This is a genomic window from Chondromyces apiculatus DSM 436 (assembly GCF_000601485.1).
GTDB classification, from domain to species: Bacteria; Myxococcota_A; Polyangia; order Polyangiales; family Polyangiaceae; genus Chondromyces; species Chondromyces apiculatus.
In genome coordinates this window covers 1-14,576 of sequence record NZ_ASRX01000053.1, presented here as the reverse complement: position 1 = coordinate 14,576, position 14,576 = coordinate 1, and the positions used below count along the sequence as shown (strand labels likewise).

General features: G+C 69.6%; 11 protein-coding genes. 8 read left to right on the top strand and 3 right to left on the bottom strand.

Annotated features, from left to right (window positions below; genetic code table 11):
- The first annotated feature begins 30 nt into the window (after positions 1-30).
- Positions 31-2,466: a M4 family metallopeptidase gene (locus CAP_RS28780; RefSeq protein ID WP_052376234.1), complete on the top strand. Its 2,436-nt coding sequence runs from the start codon at positions 31-33 to the stop codon at positions 2,464-2,466.
- A gap of 30 nt (positions 2,467-2,496) precedes the next feature.
- Here the strand turns inward: CAP_RS28780 and CAP_RS45765 are convergent, their stop codons facing one another.
- Both CAP_RS45765 and CAP_RS28770 read right to left on the bottom strand, forming a co-directional pair.
- A complete protein-coding gene (locus CAP_RS45765) occupies positions 2,497-3,153 on the bottom strand; it encodes a TetR/AcrR family transcriptional regulator (protein ID WP_052376232.1) in 657 nt (218 codons plus the stop codon).
- Positions 3,150-4,580, bottom strand: coding sequence for a cytochrome P450 (locus CAP_RS28770; protein WP_063748768.1), 1,431 nt, complete (start codon positions 4,578-4,580; stop codon positions 3,150-3,152). The genes CAP_RS45765 and CAP_RS28770 overlap by 4 nt, the downstream gene beginning before the upstream one ends.
- Before the next feature lie 325 nt (positions 4,581-4,905).
- Between CAP_RS28770 and CAP_RS28765 the strand changes: the two genes are divergently transcribed.
- The 6 genes from CAP_RS28765 to CAP_RS28740 all read left to right on the top strand — a co-directional run bounded on the left by CAP_RS28765 (position 4,906) and on the right by CAP_RS28740 (position 10,162).
- Positions 4,906-5,517: a 5-formyltetrahydrofolate cyclo-ligase gene (locus tag CAP_RS28765; RefSeq protein ID WP_044246865.1), complete on the top strand. Its 612-nt coding sequence runs from the start codon at positions 4,906-4,908 to the stop codon at positions 5,515-5,517.
- Positions 5,518-5,587: 70 nt separating this feature from the next.
- On the top strand, positions 5,588-6,247 hold the full coding sequence (locus CAP_RS28760) for an SDR family NAD(P)-dependent oxidoreductase (RefSeq protein WP_044246864.1): 660 nt from the start codon (positions 5,588-5,590) through the stop codon (positions 6,245-6,247).
- Between the two features lie 37 nt (positions 6,248-6,284).
- Positions 6,285-6,872 (top strand): hypothetical protein, encoded by a 588-nt coding sequence (locus tag CAP_RS28755; RefSeq protein WP_052376227.1) that lies wholly within the window; start codon positions 6,285-6,287, stop codon positions 6,870-6,872.
- A 209-nt stretch (positions 6,873-7,081) separates the two neighbouring features.
- Positions 7,082-8,071 (top strand): type II secretion system protein GspC, encoded by a 990-nt coding sequence (gspC, locus tag CAP_RS28750; RefSeq protein WP_052376226.1) that lies wholly within the window; start codon positions 7,082-7,084, stop codon positions 8,069-8,071.
- Between the two features lie 88 nt (positions 8,072-8,159).
- A complete protein-coding gene (locus CAP_RS28745) occupies positions 8,160-8,717 on the top strand; it encodes a hypothetical protein (protein WP_052376224.1) in 558 nt (185 codons plus the stop codon).
- A gap of 197 nt (positions 8,718-8,914) precedes the next feature.
- Complete coding sequence (locus CAP_RS28740; protein ID WP_156041225.1) at positions 8,915-10,162, top strand: hypothetical protein; 1,248 nt, start codon at positions 8,915-8,917, stop codon at positions 10,160-10,162.
- Positions 10,163-11,482: 1,320 nt separating this feature from the next.
- Here the strand turns inward: CAP_RS28740 and CAP_RS28735 are convergent.
- Positions 11,483-12,442 carry a tetratricopeptide repeat protein gene (locus CAP_RS28735; protein WP_044246861.1) on the bottom strand — a complete coding sequence of 320 codons (960 nt, stop codon included), beginning with the start codon at positions 12,440-12,442 and terminating at the stop codon, positions 11,483-11,485.
- A 409-nt stretch (positions 12,443-12,851) separates the two neighbouring features.
- Between CAP_RS28735 and CAP_RS28730 the strand changes: the two genes are divergently transcribed.
- Positions 12,852-14,531, top strand: coding sequence for a serine/threonine protein kinase (locus tag CAP_RS28730; RefSeq protein ID WP_044246860.1), 1,680 nt, complete (start codon positions 12,852-12,854; stop codon positions 14,529-14,531).
- The last annotated feature ends 45 nt before the right edge of the window (positions 14,532-14,576 follow it).

Here is a 14,576-nt window from a genome sequence, read left to right as displayed (position 1 = left end):
CACACGGTGGTTCGGGGTCTCGGTGTGGCCATGGTGATCGCCCTCGCGACGGCGTGTCAGAGCACGGCTGAGCAGACGGAACAGCGCGCGCTGGAGGGAACACCCGCGTTCGATCACGACGCGCACGACGCACGCACCGCGGAGGTCGGTCCGCTCGCGCACCTCGCCGCACTCCCCGATGCACGCGCTGTCCAGCTCGACGAGAACGCCACGCCCCGCTTCGTCACCGGCGACCTCGGTCGGATCGAGATCGCGTCCCGCCTCGAAGATACCCGCGTCGACGCGGCCCTCGCGGCGATCGCGCCCGTCTTCCAGGCAGAGGCCAGCGAGCTGCGGCTCCGCCGCGCGCGGACCGACGCCCAGGGTGACCATCACCTCCGCTTCTCTCGGGTGAAAGACGGGCTGCCCGTCTTCGGCGCCGAGCTCGTGCTCCACGTGCGCGACGGCGTGATCATCGCCGCCAACGGCAGCGTGGGAGGTGACGTCGCGTCAGCAGACGCGCCCACCCTCGGCGCGGCAGACGCGCTCCGCGCCGCGCGGGACGGGACCGACGGCGCAGACATCACGGCGAGCGGCGAGCCCAGGCTCGCCTACCACGCGCGCGGCAAGCAGCTCGCGCTCGTCTACCAGGTCCTGGTCGAGGGCGCCGACGACGAGGGCTTCCCCATCCGCGACATCGTGCTCGTCGACGCCACCGACGGCTCCATCGCCCAGCGCATGCCCCAGATCCACCCGGCCAGGAGCCGCAAGGTCCACAGCGCCGCGAACGGCACCTCCGTGCCGGGGACCCTCATCCGGAGCGAGGGAGGCGCTGCCGTCGCCGACGCCACCGTGAACACCAACTACGGCATCCTCGGCAACACCTACGACTGCTACAAGAACCTGTTCAACCGCGACTCCTACGACGGCGCCGGCGCCGTGATCAACAGCACCGTCCATTACGGCGTGCAATGGGGCGGCGCCTACTGGGACGACATCGCCAAGCACCTCGTGTACGGCGACAGCGACGGCGTCACATTCGACGCCATGGCGCACTCCATGGACATCACCGCCCATGAATTCACCCACGCCGTCACCGCCGCCGAATCTGGCCTCGCCTTCACCGGCGAGTCGGGCGCCCTCAACGAATCGCTCAGCGACATCTTCGGCGCCGTCTGCGAGTGGTACCGCGACGGCCAGGTCGTCACCACCAACACCTGGCTCTTCGGCGAGGACATCACCACGCCCGGCACGCCCGGCGACGGCCTGCGCTACATGGCCGACCCGGCGGTGGACGGTTACTCCCTCGATCTCTACGACGACTACCTGCCGGGCACCTACGTCCAGTTTGCCTCCGGCATCGGCAACCTGGCCTTCTACCTCCTGGCCCAGGGCGGTACCCACCCGAGGGGCCGGACCACCGTCACCGTCCCTGGCATCGGCATCCTCAAGGCAGCAAAGGTCTTCTACGAAGCGAACATCCATTTCCTGATGTCGAGCTCCACCTACGCCGACGCGCGCGAAGCCACCGTGCAGGCAGCGGTGAACCTCGGTTACACCCCGGCGGAGATGGACGCTGTCTCGAAGGCCTGGGAAGCGGTGGGCATCCCCGACTGGACCCCGCCCTCTGCGCCGCAGCTCCAGAACAACGTCCCCCTGACCGGCCTGAGCGGCGCCACGGGCAGCAAGAAGTACTACTCCGTCGTCGTACCGCCCGGCGCGACCAACCTCGAGTTCCTCACCACAGGAGGCACCGGCGACGTCGACCTCAGCGTCAGGCTGGAAGGCATGCCCACGGCCACCGTGAACGACTGCCGCCCCTACCTCCCTGGCAACGTGGAGGCGTGCAGCTCGGTCACCGCCGTGCCGGGCAGGTACTTCATCATGCTCGAGGCCTACGCGGCCTATGCGGGCGTGACCCTGAAGGTCTCGTACACGAACCCGACCTCCCACCTCGTCATCAACGAGATCGACTACGACAACGTCTCCACCGACAACAACGAGTACGTCGAGATCTACAACCCCACCGGCGCCCCCGTGGACCTCGCCGGCTACGCGCTGGCGTTCATCAACGGCAGCGACGGCGCGGTCTACCTCTCCGCGGATCTCGGTGTCGCCGGGGTGCTCGCCGCAGGTCAGTACCTCGTCGTCGGCTCGAAGACCGTCTCTGTCGCCGCAGGCGCCAAGAAGATCGAGTTCTCCGGCAGCCAGTCGAACCGCATCCAGAACGACACCGAGGGCGTGGTGCTGGTGAGCGGCAGCTCCGTCATCGACAAGGTCTCCTACGAGGGCTCCGTCACCGCGGCGATCATCCCGGGCGTGGGCACGGTCAACCTCGTGGAGGGCACGGCCATCGCCGCCGCGAAGGCCGACAGCAACACCGCCGCCCGCGTGCTGGCCCGCGTCCCGAACGGCACCGACACCGACAACGCCAACGCGGACTGGCAGGCGTCGAGCACCCTCAGCCCCGGCGCTGCCAACCCCTGATCTCCCCCGCGGAGGCGCGCCTTTCCCCCTCTACGTGACGACGGGCGCCCTTCGCGGCGCCCGGATCCCTTCGAAGATCATCGACATCGCCTGCTGGTAGGCGTCCGCCGGGTCCATCCCCAGCTCCGCGAGCGCGCGCGGCTCGATCACGTGCTGCGCCATGGTCAGCATCACCCGCAGCACCAGCTCCGGCCGCACGTCGGACCGCAGCGCGCCAGACGCGACGCCGGAGGTGAGCAGCGCGAAGGGTCGCCTGTGGATCACCTCCCGTCGCAGCACCTGGAGCCGCTCGTAGAGCGCAGGCGCGTCGCGCTCGAGCTCCTCCAGGAGCAGCCCCGTCCCCTTCAGGCGCGCCGCCACCAGCGCCACCACCCGGGACAGCACCTCGTCGAAGCTCTTCCCCTCGGCCGAGATGATGCGCTCGAGCTCCGCGTCGAGCACGTCCATCGCCCGCTCGATCGCCGCGACGCACAGCGCCTCCTTGCTCGGGAAGTGCTGGTAGAGCGTCTTCTTGCTCATCCGCAGCGCGGCCGCGATGGCGTCCATCGTCACTGCCCCGAGCCCCTGGGCGAGAAAGAGCGGCTCGGCAGTGCTCAGGATCCGCTCACGCGCCTCCCTCCGCTCGCGCGACTCGGTCTGCGCGCGTGCCTCCCTCGCCCCTTCTCCCGCCGCGGACCCCGCGCTCATGCCGCCTGCTCCGGACCGAGCCCTTCCGTCGCAGCGCCTCGCTTATCTGGCGACTCCGGCGACTCCGGCGACTCCGGCGACGGCCTCATCGCCTCCCGCGCCTGCACGCGCTCGCCCTCGTAACGAAGGCGCACCCCGGTCTTCGGCCCGAAGGTCACGTTCCTGCGCACCGCCCGCACCGGTCCCTCCTCGGCCAGCGAGAACCGGTGGGCCGCGAGCAACGACCCGAGCGCGATCTTCATCTCGTACAGCGCGAAGGCCGCGCCCAGACAGCGCCTCGACCCTCCGCCGAACGGCAGGTACTCGAACGGCGAGAACTTGCGCTCCAGGAAGCGCTCGGGCAGGAAGCGCTCGGGCTCCGGGAAGAGCCCCGGATCCCGGTGGGCGAGCACGATGGCCGCCATCACCCCGATCCCCGCCGGCAGCGCGTGACCGCGCAGCGTCATCGGGACGCTCAGCCGGCGCGGCACCAGGATCACCACCGGGTTGAGCCGCAGCGTCTCGTCACACACCGCCCCGAGGTAGGGCAGCCGCGCCAGCGCCTCGGGCGACGGGTCCGGCCCGAGCGCCGCAAGTTCGTCGAACAGCCGCTCCTTCACCTCGGGCAGGCGGTGCACGTGGTAGAGCGCCCACGCCATGCTGATCGCCGTGGTCTCGTGACCCGCGATCAGCATCGTCCGCAGCTCGTCCTTGATCTCGTCGGCCGTCATCGGCTGCCCCTCTTCGTCACGCGCCGACAGGAGGAGGCTCAGGATGTCCTCGTGCGTTCCCGGAGCCGCAGCCGCACGCCGCGCCGCGATCTCCTCGTCGAGCATCCGGTTGAACGTGGCCGCCACCCCCTGGAAGCGGTCCCACGGCGCGATCCCGCGGAACGAGCGGCGCAGCACGGGCACGAACATCAGCGGGATCGTGTACGCCTCGAAGTACCTGGCGATCACGTCCTGGAATGCCGCGACCCGCTCGGGCTCCTTCACCCCGAACACCGCCTGGATGATCACCTCCAGCGAGATGGCCTGGGTGAGATCCATCGCCTTGAAGTCTCCCCCGCGGGGCAGTTTCCCGGCGAGCCGCAGGGTGATGTCGCGCATCAGCGCGCCATAGGCCCGCATCCGGTCGCCATGAAACGGCGGCATGAGCAGCCGGCGCTCGCGCTTGTGACGCTGCCCGGCGAGCAGCAGCATCGAGCCCTCCCCGAGCACCGGCTGGAGCGGGATCTGCGTCAAGGTCCCGAACGTCGAAGGGTCGGCGGTGAAGATCTCGCGGATCCCCTCGGGATGACCGGTGATCACCACCTTCCCTGCGGGAAGCAACACGGTGAAGGGATCCCCGTAGCGCTCCGCGCAGGCCTGGAAAAACCGGGGCGTATCGATCGCGGCGGCGAAGAGGTGCAGCGGAGCGAGGGGCGGTCCAGGCGGCAGTCCCGACATGACGGTCTCCTTGGGAGCTGAGGTACGGCGGAGGGGGGTGAGGGCTCAGGAAACCGTAAATGCATTCTCAGTTTCCTTCAAGCCACCTCGCCTCTTGGCGCACCCGACCGGCGTCTCCTCTCGCGCGCGGCGCGCCCCTGCGTCCTTCGCCTCCCACCCGGGAGCGTGACGTCTCGACGCCCGACGCCCGCTCCCGGAGCGCTGGAGCCGTCCTGCTCGGCCGCACCATCGGGCCGCGGATCAGCATCCAACCAGGACAGCGTGGTGGGGCCGCTCGCGGTGAGCGAATCCTCCACCGGATGTTACCCTGGCCGCGACCATCCCCATGGAAACCGACGATCAGATCGAAACTGTCCTGCGCGTGCGCGCCAAGAAGGAGCTGCGCAAACGAGCCCGCGGGTTGCGGAGCGCCGTGCCCCGCGACGCCATCCTCAGCCGCTCGTCACGCATCCTCGACGCCCTCTGCGCGCTTCCCGAGATCATGGAAGCCGCCAGCGTGGCGATGTTCTACCCCATCGAGGGGCGCAACGAGGTGCACCTCGTCGACCTCGACCCCCGCCTGCGTGAGCGAGGCATCCGCGTCGCGTACCCCAGCATCGATCCCGACGCGGGCACGATGACCTTCCGCTTCGTCGACACCCCCGACGCGCTGGAGGAGCGCGGCTACGGCTTCCGCGAGCCCGACCCCGCCGCCGAGGAGGCCCTCACCCTCGGCGCCGTCGTGGTGCCGTGCCTCCAGATAGATCCCCGCGGCTACCGCATCGGCTACGGCGCCGGCTACTACGACCGCACCCTGCCGCGCTTCTGCCCTCCTGCGCACGCCATCGCGGTGGCCTTCGACTTCCAGCTCGTCTCCGAGGTGCCGGAGACGCCCCACGACGTGCCCGTGCACCTCGTGGTCACCGACACCCGCCAGATCCGCGTCACCCCACCCTGACGCAGCACCCAGCACCCAGCGCCCACCGGAGACCTGCCCCGTCTATGCTACCGACCTCCTGGAGGTGCTCATGACGGCAGGAGTATGCGCGGTGGTGGGGATGGGACCGGGGATCGGCCTCGCCGTGGCGAAGCGGTTCGGGCGCGAGGGCTTCCGTGTGGCAGCGCTGGCCCGCAGCAGCGCGAACCTGGAGGGCTGCCGCAAGGAGCTCGCGGCGCAGGGCATGGAGACGCACGCCTTCGTCACCGACGCAGGCGACCCGGCCTCCCTCGCTGCCACCTTCGCCGAGGTGCGGGCGGCCCTCGGTGATCCGTCGGTGCTCGTCTACAACGCCGCGGTGCTCCACATGGCCACTGCGAGCGCCCTCGACCCGGCGCAGCTCGCCAACGACTTCCAGGTGAACGTCACCGGAGCGCTGGCCTCGGCGCAGCAGGTGCTCCCCGCGATGCGGGCGGCGCAGCGAGGGACGCTGCTGTTCACGGGCGGCGGCCTGGCCCTGGACCCCTTCCCCCAGTTCGCCTCGCTGGCCATCGGAAAAGCGGGCATTCGCAGCCTGGCCTTCAGCCTGGCGAAGGAGCTGGAAGCGGACGGAATCCACGCCGCCACGGTGACGGTGTGCGGCATGGTGAAGCCCGGGACGCGCTACGATCCCGACCTGATCGCCGAGGAGTACTGGAAGCTGCACACCCAGCCCGCCGGGAGCTGGGAGCGCGAGATGGTCTTCCGCTGAGCGCGGGCGCGCGGGCGCCGTGCTACGCTCGGTTCCCATGAGCCACGCGAAAGCGCTCGGGAGCGCGGTCTTGGTCGCGGTCGTGGTCATGAGCGCGTCGCTGCTCGGCTGCGGCGCCGCGCCCTACGTGGAAGCAGAGGGGTCGCGGGGGGCGCGGGGGGCGCCAGAAATGCCGGAGACGCCGCCGGGGTATGCGGCGGGAGAGCCGGCGGTGGTGGTCGTGCTGCAGGAGCCGGGCGCCGAGCCGCCCACCGACACCTGGATCCCTGAAGAGCCGCGCGAGGGAAATCCCCTCGCTCAAGTCCGCGCCTGGCGAGGCGATTACGACTGCCCTCAGGGCAATACTGAGATGACCCTCCACATCCTGGGGGTGCGCGGCAATCACCTGAGCGCGCTCTTCGCGTTCCACCATGTCCCCACCGGCGTGGAGGGCCGCTACCTGATGGCTGGCCGCTTCGACCCGGAGACCTACCGGGTCACCCTCACGCCCGGCGCCTGGATCGTGCAGCCCGAGGATTACGTGTCGGTCGGCATGCAAGGCGATCTCTCCGAGGACGGCTCGCTCTTCGCCGGACGCATGGATCATCCGCTCTGCGGCGCCTTCCGCCTGCGCCCCGCGCGCTGACCCCTGTCACCCTGACAGGCGTGCGCCGCGCAGCCGACATCTTGTCAACGTCCTCGCAACGTCCTCCGCCCACGGGCCTGCACAAGGCGCCCTGGATCGCCGCGAAATCCTCGCCGAGCCCCGCTGACGCCCACCCTCACCCTGTGGCGCAGCCCTTGCTCGACCCGACGCACGGCCAGCCCATGACGGTGCACGGCCACAGAGGTGCCATGCACGCCGATCTCGCCCTCAAGCGCGCGTTTCTCCCCGCCGTCCTGCTGTTGATCGCCACCGCCGCCCATCTCCAGGCGAAGGGCATCGCCGCGCTCGTGGCCTCCGCGCTCGACGACGCGCGCCATGGCCTCGCCCCGCCGTGGCGCCGCGTGCCTCCCGTCGCGCTCGCGAGCGCGCTCACGAGCACCCGCACGAACAGCACGGACCACCACGCCACCACCGCGGCCGCCATCCTGGCGCGCAACCCCTTCGACTCCGTGACGGGTCCCCTGGACGGCACGAGACCGCCCCCCGCGCCCGACTCCCCGGACAGCGTGCCCACCTGCGCGTCCACGCGCCTTTTGCTGGTCGCTGCCTCCGATGACACGCGCTGGTCCTTCGCAGCCATCGCCTCCGGCGAGACGACACGTGGCGGCAGCAGCAACGCGGTCCTGCGTCGCACGGGAGACACCGTGGGTGACCACGTGGTGGCCGCCATCGGCCCCGACCGGATCTGGCTGGAAGCCAGCGGCACCCGCTGCGAGGTCAAGCTCGGCGCCCCCGCCATCGTCTCCGGCACGCGCGAGCCCAGCGCACGCGAGCCTCCCCAGCCCTCGACCGCGCGCGGAGGGCCCGGCAACGCCTCGGCTCTCCTGGAGCGCCTCCGCGAGCGCATCCGCCCTCTCGGCGAGGACAGCTTCGAGATCGATCGCTCCGCCATCGCCATGCTCCTCGAACAGCCGGCCCTCATCGGCGGCGTGCGTCCCTCGCCCGCGCCGCAGGACGGAGGAGCCGGGGGGCTACGGCTCACAGGAATCCGCCCTGGCAGCCCTCTCGCCGCCATCGGCCTGAAGAGCGGCGATCACCTCCTCCAGGTGAACGGCGCCGACGTCCGCGACCCGCGCGCCGTGCTCGCGCTCCACGCACAGCTCGGAAGCACCAGCCTCCTCACCGCGACCCTCTCGCGCGACGGACGCCCACGGACGGTGACCCTCCACGTCCGCTGACCCTCTTTTGCGACGGCCCGAGGCCCATGAGCGCGCCTCGGACACGACATGGGACACACCCGGGGAGGGGGATGCTAGAGAGAGCACGATGCGCATGGGCGCCGTCGCAGTGGTCCTCTGGGGTGTGGGTGGCGTGGTGTTGCTCCTCGCCGAGGCCATCGTGCGCCTCGGCATGCTCGCGCTCCGGCTCCTGCGCACCCACAGCCTGACGACAGCGCAGACGGTGATGCTCGTCGTCTGGACCCTCCTCATCTGCTACGCCGAGGGTTACCGCGGCTTCCAGCAGCGCTTCTCCCCGCGGGTCGTGGCGCGCGCGCTGTACATCGCCGCGCACCCGAAGCCCCTGCTCGTGGCCTTCGCGCCGCTGGTCTGCATGGGCTTCTTCCACGCCACGCGGCGCTTGCTCATCGTGAGCTGGTCGCTCCTCGTCGGCATCGTGGGCCTCGTGGTCCTGATCCGGTTCTTGCCGCCCATCTACCGCGCCATCGTCGACGTGGGCGTCGCCCTTGCGCTCACCTGGGGCACCGCCGCCATCGTCGTGTTCCTGGTCCGCGCCCTCGCCGGAAAACCACCAGCCATCTCCCCGGACGTCCCCGGCGCCTCACCCAGCGCCTCGCCCGGCGCCCCACCCGACGCCTCGCTCTGACGCCTCGACGGGCAATAGGCGGTGGGCAATAACCGGTCCACACGCGCTCGCGAAAGCGCTGACCACCAGCACCTACACGCGTCTTGCCATCGACATGGAAGATTGCGTGTGTTCACGGACTTCACAGCCTGATCCGCGCGTCTTTTGGGGGCCAATAAGTTTGGCACTCCAAGGCTTTTCGTGTTGGCCTGGACTTGATGATCCGGCTCCCACGCAACGTGCGGTGCCTCCCCGACAGTGATGGTGATGGAGACGAAACGCCCACGCCTCCCCCTGTCGCGGTTGCTCCAATCCATACCTACCCTGTCGCGCCGGAGGCTCTCTCCGCAGCGCCCACCCCGAACGTCACGCGGTCTTCGTCTCCTCTCTGGACCGTCGCTCCTTTCCTCGTCACCGCGATCACGGTGGCGCTCCTCGTCTCGCGCGCGCTCGCCGGCACGCCCTCCGTCGCCGTGCCGACGTGGCGCTCCGTGCTCGACTTCGGTCGCAGCGTGGCGGCGTCCTCCCTCACGCGCGCCGCGCTCCCGGCCCACGCCGTCGAGCCTGCTGCGCTCTTCGCCGCCCCTGACGCCGCCCCTGTCGAGCATGAGCCTCCGCCCCGGATCGAGCACCAGGGTTACGGCAGCATCCCTGGCGGTGTGCTGTTCACCCCTGACAGCTTCGCCCCCACGGGCTCCGACTACGACCTCCTGCTTCACTTCCACGGCAACACCCGTGTCGTGCGCGAGAGCGCCGAGGTGGCCGGGCTCAACGCCGCCGTCGCCGTCGTGAACCTGGGCGTCGGCTCCGGCCCTTACGAGGTCGCCTACATCGCCCCTGGCACCTACGAAGCCCTCCTCGAAGAGATCAACCGGGTCATCGCCCTGCGCGGCGTGCCGTCCCCTCGTCTACGCCGGGTGGCCTTGTCCTCGTGGAGCGCAGGCTACGGCGCCATCAGCAAGATCCTCGAGATGCGCCGCGGAGCCGATCCCCTCGACGCTCTCCTCGTTCTCGACGGCATCCACACCGGCTGGCTCGAAGGCTCGCGCACCCACGACCTCGCCGCGCTCAACCCTCTCCACCTCGACGCCTTCGCCCGCGCCGCGCGCCGTGCTTCCAGCGGCGACTTCCTGTTCTCCATCACCCATGCCGACATCGACCCCATCGCCTACGCCGGCACGTCCCTGACCGCCGACTATCTCCTGCGCGAGGCCGCAGGACAGCCCCTGGAGCGCACGGCCCCTGGCCCCGCCCCGGCGCACCTCGCCCTGCGCTCGGCCGAAGGCGCGGTCGCGAAGCGCCTCGAAAAGCGCCTCGAACCCACCAGCGACACCCGGCTCGGCGATCTTCACGTGCGGGGCTACACGGGCAACACCCCGGAGCACCACATGTCTCACCTGCTCCAGATGGGAGCCACCGTGATCCCGGAGCTCGTTTCCCGCTGGAGCAGCCCCGCCATCCGCTGATCCTCGTCGAGCCTCTCGCGCGCGACCCAGCTCACCATCCCCTTCAGCACGCCTCGTGAAGCACCGACCTCACTTCCCTCGAGGAAGAACGGTCTTCGGGTGCCAGTAAACGAGCTTCACGTGGACGCGGTTCCGCTTCACGTGACAGCGAGCGGCCTTCACGTGACAGCGAACGGCGTTCACGTGAACGGGGTTCCGCTTCACGTGACAGCAAATCCGCTTCACGTGACAGCGAACGGCGTTCACGTGAATGGGGTTCCGCTTCACGTGAACGGGGTTCCGCTTCACGTGACAGCAAATCCGCTTCACGTGACAGAGAACCCGCTTCACGTGACAGCCAACTCAGTTCAGGGGTCGTCAACTCAATTAGCGCAGCCGTGAACGACCTTCACGTGACAGCGAACGACCTTCACGTGACAGCAAACGACCTTCACGTGACAGCAAACGACCTTCACGTGACAGGGGTTCCGCTTCGCGTGACAGCGAACGGCCTTTACGTGGCAGTAAATCCATTTCACGTGACAGCGAATCCACTTCACGTGTCAGCGAACCCACTTCACGTGTCAGCGAAGCGCGTTCACCAGGCGACCTCTCCTCGATGCTGACGAGACCTGCGCTTCACGTGACAGCGAACCCACGTCACGTGACAGCGAACCCACGTCACGTGACAGCGAACCCACGTCACGTGACAGCGAACCCACTTCACGTGACAGCGATCCCACTTCACGTGACAGCGATCCCGCTTCACGTGACAGTGTTCTCGCTTCACGTGACAGTGTTCTCGCTTCACGTGACAGTGACCCCGCTTCGTGTGTCACCGCACCTCCTTCGCGTGCCAGCGCACCTCCTTCGCGTGCCAGCGCACCTCCTTCACCTCCCCCCAAATGCCCGTCACCTGCCCGCCCTCGTCCCCGGCGCGCTCCCCAAAATCCACCCCGCACGGCCCAAGGTTTCCCCTCTGCTTCCAACGCGTTGACGCGTTCTCCCCTGAGCCACCGCAGGCGTCGTGAGGGAGGGGCTCTCGGCGCTGGAGCGGAGGTGGGCAGTGCAGGACGGGGGGCATCGCCGCAGGGGCCAGAGTGCAGGCGGGCCACTCCCTGGGCCCGCCGAAGCGTCGGCCCCGGAGGAGATGCCCCCCGTCCTGCACTGCCCGCCGCAACGCAAGCGCCGAGAGCCCCTCCCTCACGACGCCGGTCAGACCGGCAACACCTCACCCTCCACCATCCCCCACCATCCCCCCACCATCCCCCCCACCACCTCCAGAACCAGGCTCTCCTCTCAGCTCCGGCTCCTCAGCTCCCGCTCCTCAGCTCCCGCTCCTCAACTCCGGCTCCGCGCCTCCGCCATCCACGCCTTGATCGCCTCGGGAATCGCGTGCCCCACCCCGAGCTCCGCCTCCGCGATCACCAGCGCCCGCTCGTACAGCGACAGCGCTCCCGTGAGCTGCCCAGCAGCGTGGCGAAGCTGACCGAACCGCACCAGCGTCGGACGAAGCGACGCATGCGAGACCCCCACCTGCGCCTCCCGTGTCGCCAGCGCCCGCTCGTACAGCGACGCCGCTTCCTCGGTTGCCCCTTGCTCTTCCCGCAGCACCGCCAGGTTGTGCAGGATCGACGCCCGCACGCACGGATCCATCCCGGCTCCCGATGGATGCTCCGCGATCGCCAGCGCCCGACGCAGCATCTCCTCGGCAGGCCCCACCGGCGACTCCCGTGGCCTCAGCGTCGCCGCGTTGAAGAGCGCCTCCGCCACGGCCGGGTGCTCTGCGCCGAACGCCTCCTCCCGCAAGGTGATCGCCTGCGCGAGCAGCGGCTGCGCCTCCTCGCGCTGACCTTGCCGCCCGAGCAGCAGACCGAGCCGCGTCAGCACCGCCGCGTGCTCCCCCGCATCGGGATCCCGCATCCGCGCGTAGCCTGCCAGCATCTGCTCGAACAGCGCCCGCAGCGCCTCCGCATCGCCGCGCCGCTCTAGGATCGACGCGAGCTGCATCAGCAGACGTGGGAGCGGCGGCTCTGCCGCGGGCGCCTCCTCGGCGATCCCGATCGCCCTCCGGCAGCTCGCCTCCGCCTCGTCAAGCCGCCCCTGCGCGAGCTGGGCCGAACTTGTCGCGTACAGCAACGACAAAAGCTCCGGATGGTCAGGACCGTACAGGGACTCTGCCAGCGCCAGCGCTCGCGCGCACGCCTCCTCGGCTGCCGCGTCCCGCCCGCCCGCGAACGCATCGGCCGCCTCATCATACAGCCGGCGGTATTCCCTCGTTTTCCACCAGCGCCGGATCACCTGCTCAGGTCTCCTGTTCCTCCGGGACGGCCAGCCGACCCGGCCCCAGTCGAACCCTGACCGTGCCGTGGAAACAAGCCCCGCGTGTCCTCTTCGTGTAGGATCGAGCCGACGCCCCCGAGGCTCCTGGAGCGCGCGCGGGCTGTACCCTGAAGGTGCCCAGACTGCCCGAAAACACAAGCTGGTCGCGAAAGTACGAAGGCGCACCCTGGACCTGTTTGCACCTCACGGACGACTCTGATGCGGGAAAGGTCGCCAAGGCGCCACCTTCCGTTTAGACTGCGCCGACAATCCAGACGTGCACATCCATGGAACGTGAGCTGCCTCGAAGACATCCCGGAAGGAGCACTTCGTGCGGCCTCGGACCTGCGGTCTGGCACCGTCGGTCTGGAGAAGTGACGGAGTTCCCATGACCGAAGACAAGGTCGCACCGAAGCCCAGCGAACCGCCGCGTACCGAGGCGGCCGATCCCCTCCTCGGCAAGGTGCTCAACGGGAAATTCAAGATCCAATCGCAGCTCGCCACGGGCGGCATGGGGACCATCTACAAGGGCGAGCAGATGCCTCTCGGCAGGACTGTCGCCATCAAGGTCCTCATCCCGAACGTCACCTCGCGCCAGCTCGACCCGAACTTCCACAAGCGCTTCTCGCTCGAAGCGAGCATCCTCTCGAAGCTCCAGCACCCGAACATCGTCACCGTCTTCGACTACGGCCGCATCGAGGACGCCGACGGGGAGCGGTACTTCATGGCCATGGAGTACCTCGAGGGCGAGACGCTCTTCCGCCGCATCCGGCGCCTCGGGCGCCTGCCGCCGCCGGAGGCCATGCGCATCGCCAAGCAGATCGCGCGCGGGTTGCGCGAGGCGCACAAGCAGGGGGTCGTGCACCGCGACCTCAAGCCCTCGAACGTCATGCTCTGCGCGAGCGAGGACGGCGAGGAGGCGGTGAAGATCCTCGACTTCGGCCTGGTGAAGGTGCTCTCGGACGACTCCGAGGAGCTCACCCAGCAGGGCGCGTTCCTCGGGTCGCCGCGCTTCATGTCGCCGGAGCAGATCTCCCACGGCAAGGTCGACCTGCGGACCGACGTCTACTCGCTCGGCGTCATCCTCTACCAGCTCCTCTGCGGCAAGGTCCCCTTCGAGTCCGACAAGTCCATCCAGATCCTGATGGCGCACCTGCAGCAGCCGGTGCCGCGGATGAAGGAGCGCAACCCCGACGTCGAGATCCCCGAGCCGCTCGAGTCGCTGGTGATGCGGTGTCTCTCCAAGGACCCTGAGGGTCGCCCCGCGACAATGGACGCCTTCGTCCAGCAGCTCGGGGAGTGCGCGCGGTCCATCGGCGTCTCGGGTGGGTTCACGCACGCGGTGGAGTCGCTGAGCGGCATCACCTCGTTCCGCAACAACGGCACGCTGAAGGCGCTGAAGGAGGCGGAGACCCTGCCTGCCTCGGCGGAGGACATCTCCATCGTGGGCGCCTCGCCGGGGCGCGCCTCGGTCCCGAGTTCTGTGCCGGGTGACAAGGACAAGACGCCTCCGGCGATCGCGGCCAACACCACCCAGACGGGCAAGTCCAAGGGCCCGATCCTGGTGGCGGCTGCGCTGGTCGTGGCGGCGGCGATCGGCGCCTTCCTCCTCGTCGGCAAGAAGGAAGAGCCGCAGAGCGGCACGCCGGGACCGACGCCGCCGGTGACCGCCACGACGGCTCCGGACAAGAGGCCTGCCTCGTTCACGTTGATGGTCGAGTCGACGCCTGCGGGCGCCTCGGTGATGGAGGACGGCAAGGTCCTCGGCACCACGCCGCTCCAGCTCTCGGTCCAGAACGACCAGGCTCGCGAGACGCCGCGCCGGCTCACCGTGCAGAAGGACGGCTTCCAGCCCTACTCCGTCGTGCAGGGTCCCTCCGACGAATCGGTGCGCATCGTGGCCACCCTCGTCGAGGCCGCGAAGGACGAGCCGAAGACGGAGCCGAAGGACGAGCCGCGCGTGACGGGCGGCGGCAGGCCTCGGGGTCCGCGCACGCCGCCGACCACCACCACCCCCACCGTCAAGCCCACGCCGACCGAGCCGCCGGACATCTCCCTCGGCCGCTGACCCATACGGGTCGGGGAGCGGGAGCGGGGGCGAGGGCGGGAGCGG